At 41.5% G+C, this 12,497-nt stretch carries 7 protein-coding genes and 1 tRNA gene; 1 reads left to right on the plus strand and 7 read right to left on the minus strand.

Annotation, left to right across the window (positions count from 1 at the left end):
* Positions 1-164: 164 nt before the first annotated feature.
* From BEGALDRAFT_RS16840 to BEGALDRAFT_RS16870, 7 genes are all read right to left on the minus strand, one after another.
* Positions 165-2,015 (minus strand): aldehyde ferredoxin oxidoreductase family protein, encoded by a 1,851-nt coding sequence (locus tag BEGALDRAFT_RS16840; RefSeq protein ID WP_002692107.1) that lies wholly within the window; start codon positions 2,013-2,015, stop codon positions 165-167.
* A 27-nt stretch (positions 2,016-2,042) separates the two neighbouring features.
* Entirely contained in the window at positions 2,043-2,510 is a 468-nt protein-coding gene (locus tag BEGALDRAFT_RS16845) for a 4Fe-4S dicluster domain-containing protein (protein ID WP_002692109.1), read from the minus strand.
* A 363-nt stretch (positions 2,511-2,873) separates the two neighbouring features.
* Positions 2,874-3,464 carry a hypothetical protein gene (locus tag BEGALDRAFT_RS16850; protein WP_002692111.1) on the minus strand — a complete coding sequence of 197 codons (591 nt, stop codon included), beginning with the start codon at positions 3,462-3,464 and terminating at the stop codon, positions 2,874-2,876.
* Between the two features lie 67 nt (positions 3,465-3,531).
* Positions 3,532-6,021 (minus strand): RCC1 domain-containing protein, encoded by a 2,490-nt coding sequence (locus BEGALDRAFT_RS16855; protein WP_002692112.1) that lies wholly within the window; start codon positions 6,019-6,021, stop codon positions 3,532-3,534.
* Positions 6,022-6,151: 130 nt separating this feature from the next.
* Positions 6,152-7,018, minus strand: coding sequence for a formate dehydrogenase accessory sulfurtransferase FdhD (locus BEGALDRAFT_RS16860; RefSeq protein WP_002692114.1), 867 nt, complete (start codon positions 7,016-7,018; stop codon positions 6,152-6,154).
* A 47-nt stretch (positions 7,019-7,065) separates the two neighbouring features.
* On the minus strand, positions 7,066-8,061 hold the full coding sequence (gene moaA / locus BEGALDRAFT_RS16865) for a GTP 3',8-cyclase MoaA (protein ID WP_002692117.1): 996 nt from the start codon (positions 8,059-8,061) through the stop codon (positions 7,066-7,068).
* Between the two features lie 256 nt (positions 8,062-8,317).
* Positions 8,318-8,409, minus strand: a tRNA-Ser gene (locus BEGALDRAFT_RS16870).
* Positions 8,410-8,626: 217 nt separating this feature from the next.
* On the opposite strand from BEGALDRAFT_RS16870, the gene BEGALDRAFT_RS18565 reads away from it, so the two are divergent.
* Positions 8,627-12,280 carry a DUF2225 domain-containing protein gene (locus BEGALDRAFT_RS18565; protein ID WP_002692118.1) on the plus strand — a complete coding sequence of 1,218 codons (3,654 nt, stop codon included), beginning with the start codon at positions 8,627-8,629 and terminating at the stop codon, positions 12,278-12,280.
* The last annotated feature ends 217 nt before the right edge of the window (positions 12,281-12,497 follow it).

Raw genomic sequence — 12,497 nt, forward strand, 5'->3', positions numbered from 1 at the left:
ACCGTGAAGTTCTGTAAAAACTGAGCAAAAACAGATTATAAATCACATGGCGGAATACGGCTTACGCCTATTCCACCCTACAAACCACAAACACGCTTATCTTAATGGCTTTGCTGCATATCGTTGGAAAAAGCGACGACAGGCAGTCGAGCGAGTATCAGCGATTACAGTCCTAAACGTTGTTTAGTTTCTGTTGTGGGTATGCCATCAGCAGACCAGCCACGCAGTTGATAATATTCTGGTAGCATTTTAGCGAGATCATTCACACGACCTTTAGCTGGACCTGTTTTTGCAGGTTCGGTCAATAAGCGTTTGGGCAAGGTGTCATCTTTTGCAGTAATGCCCGCTTTTAGATTGAACTCGCGTTCTAAGTTCCAAATCCGCTCGCCCATTAACAGCAGTTTTTCCATGCTCCAGTCACCTTCGCAGGCAGCATCGATTTGAGGTTGGATGTCGTTCAGTGACCATGCAAAGGTAGTAAAGACGCATAAACCTGAAGAGTCGACAACGGCAGTCGCATCTTGAAAGGCTTTCACTAATTCAGGTTTGCCCGCTGTCTCTAAGGGGTCTGTTTTGACGGGAATGCCTAAGACTTCGGAGGCAACGGTATAGCTCCGTAAATGGCAAGCACCACGGTTGCTGGTCGCGTAGGTTAAGCCCATGCCTTGAATACCGCGTGCGTCATAAGCAGGGAATTCTTGCCCTTTCACGGTCATGGATAAATCAGGATGTCCGTATTTTTCGCATAAGCGTTTAGAGCCTAAACCGATTTCTTTACCAAAACCTTCACCGCGTGCGGTGAGTTCGGCTAAGGTGGTGAGGGCTTGCGCAGAACCGAATTTAATTTCTAAACCGCCTGTGTGTTCTTTGGTCAACGCGCCAATGTCGTACAGTTCCATCGCTGCGGCGACAGTTGCCCCAAAGGAAATGGGGTCTATACCATCTTCATTGCATAAAAAGTTGGCATAAGTCAGTGCGTCTAAATCGTCCACACCCGTATCAGAGCCTAATGCCCAAGCGGCTTCGTATTCTAAACCGCCTGACGCGCCCCAATATTCAGGCTTGGTTTGAATGGTGTAGTGTTCTTTATCAATGGTGGAAATCCGACCGCAGGCAATGGTGCAACCAAAACAGGCGGCATTAGTCACGAGGTTAGGCTTGCTATCGCTTTTACGCGGTTCATACATGGCTTCGGCAGAAATTTTGCCCGCGCCTTCAAATTGAATTTCGCGCCAGTTGCGCGTTGGCATTGCGCCCATTTCGTTGATGACGTTCATCAAGACTTGTGTGCCGTATTTGGGTAAGCCTGCCCCTGTCACGGCGTTGTCGCGTAAAACTTTTTTAGCGGCATTGGTGGCGGCAATAAAGCCTTTGGGGTCTTTTAAATTACCCACGCCTTTTGTGCCACGAATGGCAACGGCTTTTAAATTTTTGGAAGCCATGACTGTACCCACGCCAGAGCGTCCCGCTGCACGGTGTTTGTCGTTGACGATACCCGCAAATAAACAGCCATTTTCTGCGGAACGTCCAACGGTTGCGACACGAATCATGGGGTCTTGGTGTTTGTGGTGAATCCAGTCATCAGTTGCCCAAACGGATTTGCCCCAGATTTCGCTGGCATCTAATAATTGGGCTTTGTCATTTTCCAGATATAAATAAACAGGTTTAGGGGCTTTACCTTCAAAAATCACCATGTCCCACCCTGCGTTTTTCATTTCCGCACCAATGAATCCGCCAGAGTTAGAACAGGCAACTGTACCCGTTAAAGGACTTTTTGTGACGACGGAATAACGTCCGCCCGTAGCTGCCATCGTGCCCGTTAAAGGGCCTGTGGTCATAATTAACTTATTACCTGCGGATAAGGCATCAACTGTTGGGTCAATTTCTTCGACTAAATACTTGGTTGCTAAACCACGTTGTCCTAAATATTCTTGTGCCCAAACCATGTTTAATGGTTCAACGCTACAAGTTGAATGGGTTAAATTCACCCGCAAAACTTTTTTTGTCCACGCCATAATAAATAACCTCCACTGGTGAATTGATTAAGCAACTTGTACGGATTTTGCTGCCCATGCACGCATTTTTTCTAACCCTGTCCAATTTGAATCGACGTAAGTAATGGCTTGGGTTGGACAGGCATTCGCGCAAGCAGGGTCGCCACCGCATAAATCGCATTTAATGACTTTACCAGTCTCTTGGTTATAGTTGACTGTGCCAAATGGACAGGCAATGGTGCAGACTTTACAGCCCACACAGAGAGAATTAGCAACTTCTTTTGCCCCTGTTAATTTATTTAGACCAATGGCTTCAACAGGACAGGCATGTAAACACCATGCTTCAGCGCATTGTGTACAGGTATAAGGAACAAATTTGCCTTCGTGTTCAAAGTTAAAAACTTTAATCCGTGATTTGGAGGGATTAAAAACGCCTTCGTGTTCATATGAACAAGCCATTTCGCATTGTAAACAGCCCGTGCATTTTTGCGCGTCGATATAAAGGGACTTTTGCATAAAAGTGCCTCCTTGTTAGGGGTGAAAGATGTCCACTGTCTTTTTTGTAGTTGTCTATCGCTAAATCGAGTTAGCAATAGTATCGGGAATTATATTGTTTTTTCCCTAGAATTAGTTAAGTTAGTATTTATCTAACTGAAGCCGAGTACAGCAAGAATTAGACCGATTAACTTAGGATAGCAAGAAACAGGTAAATAGTTATTTAATAATAAAAAAATAGTTGATGTTGTGCAGGTGCAATAAAAATTTCCGATAAAAAAACTGTTTCATATTTGCGACAATCTTTGCGACAGAATGCGTCAAGTTAGTAAATAACTTGAGTATGACGAAACAGATTGAGAGAGAGAAAAGCATTAGGTGCGTTTAAGTTATTTTTGTCAAAATTGCCGCAAGTAGAATTAAAAAGACGATATAAGCAAGTAATGACCAGAATATTAAGGTTTTTGTTTCGATTAATTCTTTATTTTCTGAAATATTGCGTTGTTTGACTTGTGCAACCAGCAATGCAAAATTTTTAAAATATTGTGATGAGAAAGAAAGTGTTGATGTTTTTTGTGTGCGGGGATTTTTAAAAGAAAGGATTAGAATTTGATAGGGTTTTGTTTGATATTGTCGCATACCTGTGACACTCATCACATAAAATGCAGTTAAATTTGAGAGTAGATAAGTTTGTTTCCAAACATAAAAATGGTAAACGGTGAGTGTCTCTTGTTCCCAAACCCATGTTTTAAAATCGCTGAGGGGAAATAGTCCTAACATTGCAATACATATCAGTAATACGCTATTAATCAAGTTGGTAGCAAAGGTTAATGCATCAGTTTGTGTGTGAAGTAAGGCGTGAATGCTGGATGTAAGCCATATTAAACTGGTGATGAAGAGCGGAAGGGTGAAAAATAGGAGTAAACACAGGAGTTTTAAAAATTTTTTGCGATGAAGTTTAAGGATAGATTTCATGATAGCGGATAATCGTGGTTTAGAACCCAATTATCCGCTATTTTTTTGCAGGGTTAAGACTAGAAAACTACTTCGGTATGCCTGTCATGGCAAAGCTACCGCCAAATACATAATCAAAATGTACAAAGTAGGGCACGATAGCAACATCAGATTCAATCCGTATCCCAAAAGCAGTGCCAATTTGGTCGGCGGGACGACGGAATAAGCGATTATCATCGTGAGGAGCTAAACCGCCTTTTGCTTTGGGGGGAATGCTTAAGTTAATAATGGTCGGCTCTATCGGTAAATCGTAGTAGAACAAGAGTTTAACGTTAGCCGTTTGGTTGTTGGGATTGGCGAGCAATAAATATTCACGCACCCTGTTTGGGGTGTTATTAATAAAGCCTTCAGACAGTTCCCAAACCTTGTTAGGTTGTACGAAAGGCACGCCGTTTAAGCTGATTTCGTCAAAATCAGAGAAATTTGCGACGATGTTAGCGGGTGCGCCGTTAGCGGTATGAGCTTGATATCCAAGTGCATAATCTTGTTGCTTGCTAACATGGTCATTTAATAACACGCTACCTTTTTGTCCTGCGGGAATTGTGGTTGAAAATTGTTTGTTAATACTGCCCATCATATTCCAGTCGATAGTCACTGCTTCTGTGTTTGGGTTGAAAATATCGACGATTTCAAAAGCATTTCCTGCAAGCCAGCCCTCAGCAACATAGCCTGTCGCGCTTCCGTTATTAGGTTGTAATAAGGTTAATGTGCCTTCGTGTAAGCTGTCGTCGTAATGGCTGAGAGCGACAACGAGTTGATTACCACTGGTGACGGTGATGCTAAACGGGGCATTTTTAAACGCGCTTGCAACAGGGGAACTATTAAGGATGTCTTGTAAAAAGACGGAGATACGACCACCTGCAAAATAAGAGAGTTGTGCGACAGGCACATTGTAGTTAAAGGTATTACCTGTTAAACCATGAGTTAAGGTGACGGTAATATTAGTAACATTCGCGTCATCTGCTTTTTCGATGCAGAGGTAATCCCGTTCATAATTGACATTCATGCCTAATGCACTATGCCAGCGGTTGCTTGTGGTTGCGGTAAATTCGCTACCTAAAGCAATGCCATTGTCATAATGGGTGAGTGAGGCGGTAATGGGTTGATACATAATTAAGCGCATTGCAAATGGGTCTGCATAACGTAATTCTTCGGTGAGAAACTCATTAATATAGAATTTTTTATAAGCAAATAAATCTATTGTACTTCGTTGTTTTGGCGGAAATTCAACGGGGATTTGGCTTTGCATACCACTGTTTTCATAAATCAATTGTAGATAGCCATAGGCAGGAACATCATTGGTATTTAAAACCGTAATGAATTCAGTAACGCCATTACCTAAAAAACCTTCGGGCATGTATAAAACATGTCGGGGTTTTGTGCTTGCAAAAGAAATGGGGATGAGTTTATCTTTCTTAGTTGTTTGTTGAGCCCCCAGAAAATAGACATGTCCTTGATTATCAAGAAATGCGACACTGGTATCGATAACACTAAAACGACTACTGGGTCTGATACTGTGACTACCAATCCCCATAGTAATGATATAAGGAACGTTATTTACAAGATTAACAGGGGTATAGCTCGGTTCATTTCCCCAACCTGCTATCCCCCACGTTTTGATAATAGAGGCCCCTTTTGCATTAATTCTCACCATTGAATAAGTACCACCAGCAGCGATATGTTCAATGGTTTCTACCCCATTTAAGGCAATGTTGATAGTTTGCGGACTTAAATGCGTTTGATCGTTACCGTTGTAATCCAGTCCCCAACTCCATAAACGATTGTCTTGCGTCAGTGCTAAACTGTGTTTTGCCCCTGCGGCAATTTGTACAACATTGGTTAATGGCAGTTGTACAGGGCTTAAACGGTTGACGGTATCCCCTAAGCCTAATTGCCCTTGTCCGTTGCCTCCCCATGCCCATACTTTCCCTTGTGTATCTAGGGCTAAAGAGTGAGCATAAATGGTGTTAGCATACGTATATGTTGAGAGATTTAAACCAAACTCAGAACCACCACCCGCAGCAATTGCAATAATATTTGCAGGAATAGCCACTTGCGTTAGAGTATCGTGATAGTTTTCATCTTGCATCCCATTGCCCAATTGACCCAACGTGTTACTGCCCCAACTCCACACCGTTCCATCATTTTTTAAAATCAATTGATGTGTTTCAGCAATAATGACGCTTTTAACGTTGGTAATGGGTAATTGAATAGGGTCTATAATCGTTTCAGGATAGCCATGTTGTGAGGCATTTGGAAAATATCGGGAATCACCCCATGCCCACAGCGTTCCATCAGCTTTAATCGCAAAATGGTGATACGCGCCCGTTGCGATACTCACGACATTCGCAGTCATACGCGGATTATTCATAGAAATATCTCCCCCCCATGCCCAAACACTGCCATCTGCCCGTAAATAAAGCACATGGTCGGCTGAGGTCGCTACTTGAGGTTCAACGGCGTAAAGCGGGGGGGAAAGTAAGAAAAGACTTAAGAGAAGTGTTTTAAAAAATTGCATAAAAGTAACCTTTATGAATGATGTTTTACGCAATTTTATGAGTTCACTTACAATTTTTTAATCGGGTTATAACCTTATGAGCGATGGTTCAAAGAAGATAGGCTTGATTAGAGACACTCACGAATTCCGATTATTCATAATGTTTATCCAGTATTTTCACCGTATCCATACTAGGAATTGCATCAAAAATAATATTCTTAGTCCCTGTATAAACAAGAAAATGTTTCCCTTTTGCCCGCGCTATCATGGTCACGCCAATTTGTTCGGCTAATTCAATGCCCATTTGTGTGACCCCTGAACGCGATAACAAAATAGCAATGCCCATATTCGCGGCTTTCATCACAATTTCAGAAGTTAAACGCCCTGTGGTGTAAAAAACTTTGTTTTCTCCCGTCCATTGGTTTAACCACATTTGCCCCGCAATCGTATCCGCTGCATTATGCCGTCCCACATCTTCTACAAAGTATAAAATCTCTGTGCCTTCACACAAGGCGCAACCATGCACCGCACCTGCTTGGCGGTAGATTTCATTATATTGATTCAACGCATTGAGCAAGGCGTAAATATAAGATTGTTTAATTTGTACCTCAGGCAAACGCACATGATAAATTTTATCAACACTGCAACTAAAGACCGTGCCTTGCCCACAACCTGTCGTTATTGTGCGCTTACTTATTTTTCTATCCCATTCAGTAATTCCCTTGAAGGTGACAACATCGACACGCTCCCTATCCCAATTGACGCAAACCGATTTTATTTCCGTTAAATATTCTATAAACCGTTGATTGCGTAAGTAACCAATGGTTAAGGCTTCAGGATAAATCCCCAAAGTCATCAAAGTGACAACTTCCTTATTATCAATAAATAATGTCAACGGGGATTCTCCCGCAATGTGTACCTCATTGGTTAACCCATATTCATCTAAGGCAAGCACGGAAAACGTGGGCTTTAATCCTGCTTGACTCATCATGGGTTGATAGAAATTATCTTGCGTCATTGGCTCTCCCTAAAAATAACGCTATTTCATTGTATTAGCAGGAAAGGCTACCCGCCTGTCATATTCATGTAGCGTAAAATAATTGGCTGACGAGTTAAATCGAAATCATGTCCTTTGGGTTTGATTTCCATAGATTTCACAATGGCTTGTTTTAAAACTTCCATATTATTGGGATTCGCACGCACCACTCGACGTAAATCAATAGAATGTTCTTGCCCTAAACAGAGTAATAAACGCCCTTCTGTCGTGAGGCGCACGCGATTACAGGATTCACAAAAATTATGGCTGTGCGGAGAGATAAAACCAACACGAGTATCCGTATTCGGAATTCGATAATACTTTGCAGGGCCGCCTGTGGTTTCAGTCGTTGGAATGAAAGGAAAAACTTGCTCGATATCTTGGCGAATTTGGTCGCTGGAATAGTAGGCTTCAGCGCGATTATGTTCCCCAATCACCCCTAATGGCATTTCTTCAATAAAACTGATGTCTATGCCTTTATCAATGGCAAAATTAACAAGGTCGATAATTTCGTCTTCATTACGATTTTTTAAAATCACGGTATTCAACTTAATCCGCTCAAAGCCAACTTGTAAAGCGGCATCAATGCCTTTTAAGACCGTTGATAATTGTCCGACTCGTGTAATTTGTGTAAATCGGTTCGCCCGTAAACTATCTAAACTGATGTTAATTCGCTTAACACCCGAATCGCGCAATGGTTGCGCTAATTTTTGCAATTGAGAGCCATTTGTAGTTAAAACCAACTCTTTTAAGCCATCTAACTGACCCAATTTATCAAACAATTGCATAATATTATTTCGCACCAACGGTTCTCCCCCCGTGATACGAATTTTAGAAACGCCCAACTCGACAAAAGCCTGTCCAATCAGCGCAATTTCTTCCAAGGTCAATAACTGCGCCCGTGGTAAAAAATTCATTTTTTCATCCATGCAATAGACACAGCGAAAATCACAGCGGTCAGTTACAGATATACGTAAATAAGTTACTTTACGGTTAAATTTATCAATGAGTTGTGTTGTCGACATTATAAAAACAGCTCCCACAAATGATGAAGTATCCACTTTGGTGTTTATTCTTGAGTATTTTAGTAAACTAAATTGTAGCGGTTTTCCCCGCACAAAAACGGCAAGAAACATACCGCACAATATCAGCAAAGCAGGATATTGTTATAAATCACACCATTTTCAAACAATAAAGAGAAATACTAGGGAGCAGGTCAATTATGGGCAACAAAAGTGATGCAACACTTTGAATCAAATATGTCACAATGCGGAAGATAATTGGCGGAGAAGGCGGGATTCGAACCCGCGTGGAGCGTTATGCCCCCAACCGATTTCGAGTCGGTGCCGTTATAGCCACTTCGGTACTTCTCCAAAGGCGGGCAACTGAATGGATTATTTTAATCGTTTATAGTGTGTACAACAAGCAAGCAGATAAGAAAGCGAAGAACCGCAACTAAATTTTTATCCTTCGCTACACTTAACAAACACAGATTGAAGCTAAATAACCCTTGCCAGATGTCAATAAACCCATCACATTGATTACCGCTATTTTTGAAACGATAATTTCCTAAATTTAAAGAGAAAAAACATGCGTATCTATCTTATAGTTAGCTTGATATTGCTCTCGACACTAGGACAAGCAATAGAACTTGACCCCTCTTGTCAACGACGGTTCGACGCAAGTCTTGCTGCTAAAGAACGAGGAGAATGGGAACAAGCATTAAAACACCTCTCCGCGTTACTCAATAACGAGTGTTCTACGAATCAAGCCGCCCGTTCTATTTTTCTCTCGCATCAGGGAGAAATCCATTCTAAATTAGAACAATATGAGCAAGCAACAGATGACTTTCAACAAATGTTTGAAGCGGCAAAGGCAAGCCAACAATTAGAACAACAAATCTTTGCATTAGATTGGCTCGCTTACATCATCAACCTACAAAGCCCCCAAGATACTGAAAAAGTCGCAAGTGCTTATAAAGCCTTATTAGCAGCTCAAGAAAATTTATATGGCAAAGAACACGCAGATATTGCAACGACTTTAAACACGCTAGCGGAAACTTACCGCTTAGTAGGACGTTACACAGAAGCAGAGCCTTTACATCGCCGTGCATTGGCAATACGACAAAAATTGCTTGGTGATGATGTTCTCGAAACTACAACCAGTATGAACAATTTAGCCTTGTTATATTACGAAACCAGCGAATATAACAAAGCCCGTCCACTGTATGAAAAAGCCCTCAAAATTCGGCGCAGAATATGGGGGGATGAACACAATTATGTCGCGCTCAGTGCTGACAATTTAGCCCTGCTGTACTGGAGCATGGGCGAATTTAAACAAGCAATTCCGCTATATGAATTAGTGCTTTCTATCCGCGAAAAAAATATTGGAAAAGATTCACCCGATGTTGCGGTAACACTGAATAATTTAGCTGAAGTTTATCGCCAAACAGGCAAATATCCCCAAGCCCGCCCGCTGTATGAACGTGCTTTAAAAATTCGAGAAGCTGTCTATGGTGAACAAGCCAGCGTCACATTAGAAAGTCTGAATAATCTCGCTGAGTTATACCGTCAAACAGGAGTTTATCAACAAGCAGAAGAATTACATAAAAAATCGCTTGCTTTGCGTGAAGCAGTTTATGGACGAGGAAGCCTAGAAACCACAGTAGCACTCAATAACTTAGGGTTGTTGTACTACAACATGGGACGTTTTAGCGATTCTAAACCCTTATACGAGGAGTCTTTAGCAACCCGTGAAAAATTGCTTCCACCAGACCATTTATATATTTCCCTCAGTCTGAATAATTTAGCCCTGCTTTATTACGACATGGGCGATTATCCCAACTCAAAAGCCCTTTATGAACGCTCGCTGGCGATTCGTGAGGCACAGTTAAGCCCAGAACATCCCGATATTGCCCTGAGTTTAAACAATCTCGCCCTGCTCTATTACAGCATGGGAAATTATGATGAAGCGAAAAAACGCTATGAACGTGCGTTAGAAATTCGTGAAAAAGTCTATGGCAGAATGCATCCCGAAGTTGCGCAAAGTTTGAACAATCTTGCCCTGCTCTACTACAGTACAGGCGACTACGCACAATCGAAAAAATTCTATGAAGAATCATTAAATATCGTCGAAGCCGTTTATGGCAAAGCACATCCTGATGTTGCACTGGCTTATAACAATCTTGCCTTGCTTTATTACAACATTGGCAACTATGCCGAAGCAAAGCCCATGTATGAAAAAGCCTTAAGTATTTGGACAAAAACGCTCGGCGAAAATAACACCGATGTTGCCTTATGCCTAAATAACTTAGCCTTAATTTACTACAGCACAGGCGACTACGAACAAGCTGAAAAACACTATAAACGCTCCTTAAATATTTGGGAAAAAGTCTTAGGCAAAGACCATCCGCGTGTTGCTTTAAGTTTAAATAATATCGGTTGGCTCTATTACAGCCTTGGCGATTACGCAAAAGCCAAGCCTTATTATGAACGCGCTTTAACCATTCGGGAAAAAGCCTTAGGCAAAGAACATCCTGATATTGCGCAAAGTTTAAACGGTTTAGGCGAGCTTAATCAGCAACTAGGTAACTTTGTTGAAGCGAAAATCTTATTCGAGCGCGCGCTACCATTAGCCAGCATAGAACCCGAACTTTTATGGAAAATTCAAAATCATTACAGTCGTTTACTGGCAAAACAATCGCAAACCAATGATGCAATTTTCTGGGGTAAAAAAGCCATCGGCACAATTCAAGCCCTACGCTCTAATGTCAAACAACTCGATAAATCCCTGCAAACCAGCTTTATTGAAGATAAAAAAGTAGTTTATCAAAATGTTGCCGACTTACTCATCGGGCAAGGGCGCACGGTAGAAGCACAAGAAATTTTAGGCTTGCTCAAAGAAGATGAATATGCCGATTTTAGCAATACCCAACGCACGGGTAGCACAAACCCTTACAACGCTATCGAACAAGAATGGGCAGAACGCTATGACACGATTAATAATCAATTAATTGGTCTAGCCAAAGAACGGGAACAATTGAAACAGAAAAAACGCCAAACAGGTTTAACCCCCGAAGAGTCCGCCCGTTATGATGAATTAGTCGAAGACACCAAAGCCGCAGAAGCCGCTTTTCAAAACTACCTCAGTGAATTGAAAAAACAATTTAAAGATACAGATACACAACGCTCTATTGACATCAGCGAGCGTAATTTAAATAAACTCAAGCCATTACAAAATACGTTACGTAACTTAGGACATGGCGCAGTTTTAATTCACTACCTCATTACGCCTGATAAATTGCACATCATCCTCACAACGCCCGACGTGCAACTGGTACGACAAACTTCTATCAGTGAAATAGTGCTCCGCGATAAATTGGAAAATTTCCGTACCAGCTTACAAACAGTGACCCGCTCGCCAATTCCTCAAGCGCAAGAACTCTACAACCTAATTCTGAAGCCGATTGAATCCGATTTAAGACAAGCAGATGCAAAAACGCTGATGGTCTCTTTAGATGGTGTACTGCGTTATATTCCTTTAGCAGCACTACATGACGGTCAACACTACGTTGCCGAACAATACGCGGTTGTACTTTACACGGAAGCGGCAAAAAGCAATTTAGAAAGCAAACCTTCAGAAGATAGCTATTTTGCAGGATTAGGCGTAAGCCAAGCCCTAGAAGGTTTTAACGCCCTGCCTGCGGTGGAAGATGAACTGAGTAGTATTAAATCCGTTTTAAAAGGCAATATTTATCTTAACAAAGACTTTAATACAAAAACACTCAATGAAGTCTTAGACTTAGGTACACCCATTTTACATATTGCCAGCCATTTCGTATTTGAACCTGTAGGCGGTGATAGTAACTCGTATTTGCTACTGGGCAATGGTGAAAAATTAACCCTTGCACAAATTCGTATAGGCTACGATTTCAGTCCCTTAGATTTATTAACCCTATCCGCGTGTAATACCGCAATGGGCAATAAAAAAGCCGATGGGAAAGAAATTGAAGGCTTTGGCACATTGGCACAATTACGCGGTGCAAAAAGCGTGATTGCAACCTTATGGCAAGTGGATGATGAAAGTACGGGGCAATTAATGAGTAAACTTTACCATTTACGCGCTACTGACCGTCTAAACAAAGCAGAATCCTTACAACAAGCACAGTTAGTCCTTTTAAAAGACCCACGTTATCAACATCCTTTTTACTGGTCGCCGTTTATTTTAATGGGTAACTGGTTGTAAATTTTTTAAGTTTAAATGCTTAAATGATATCTGCCAGTCCTTTTCGTGCGTTCCGACAGACCTGCTAGGTTTTCAAAACCTAGCAGGTCTTTTACTTAACGCGAGTACGGCGAGTTTCTTTTAAAAAAGACAACAGCTTACCTGAATCAGGATTCACAGGATTTTCAGGATTAGCAGGATTGAAAAGCATGATTCATCTTACTTTTTGGTTTAAGGG

Source organism: Beggiatoa alba B18LD (assembly GCF_000245015.1).
Classification (GTDB): Bacteria; Pseudomonadota; Gammaproteobacteria; order Beggiatoales; family Beggiatoaceae; genus Beggiatoa; species Beggiatoa alba.

What these genes read in the sequence shown, in the direction of transcription:
- BEGALDRAFT_RS16840 (WP_002692107.1), bottom strand. Translation starts at nt 2,015, where the DNA reads ATGGCGTGGACAAAAAAAGTTTTGCGGGTGAATTTAACCCATTCAACT.
- BEGALDRAFT_RS16845 (WP_002692109.1), bottom strand. Translation starts at nt 2,510, where the DNA reads ATGCAAAAGTCCCTTTATATCGACGCGCAAAAATGCACGGGCTGTTTA.
- BEGALDRAFT_RS16850 (WP_002692111.1), bottom strand. Translation starts at nt 3,464, where the DNA reads ATGAAATCTATCCTTAAACTTCATCGCAAAAAATTTTTAAAACTCCTG.
- BEGALDRAFT_RS16855 (WP_002692112.1), bottom strand. Translation starts at nt 6,021, where the DNA reads ATGCAATTTTTTAAAACACTTCTCTTAAGTCTTTTCTTACTTTCCCCC.
- BEGALDRAFT_RS16860 (WP_002692114.1), bottom strand. Translation starts at nt 7,018, where the DNA reads ATGACGCAAGATAATTTCTATCAACCCATGATGAGTCAAGCAGGATTA.
- moaA (WP_002692117.1), bottom strand. Translation starts at nt 8,061, where the DNA reads ATGTCGACAACACAACTCATTGATAAATTTAACCGTAAAGTAACTTAT.
- BEGALDRAFT_RS18565 (WP_002692118.1), top strand. Translation starts at nt 8,627, where the DNA reads ATGCGTATCTATCTTATAGTTAGCTTGATATTGCTCTCGACACTAGGA.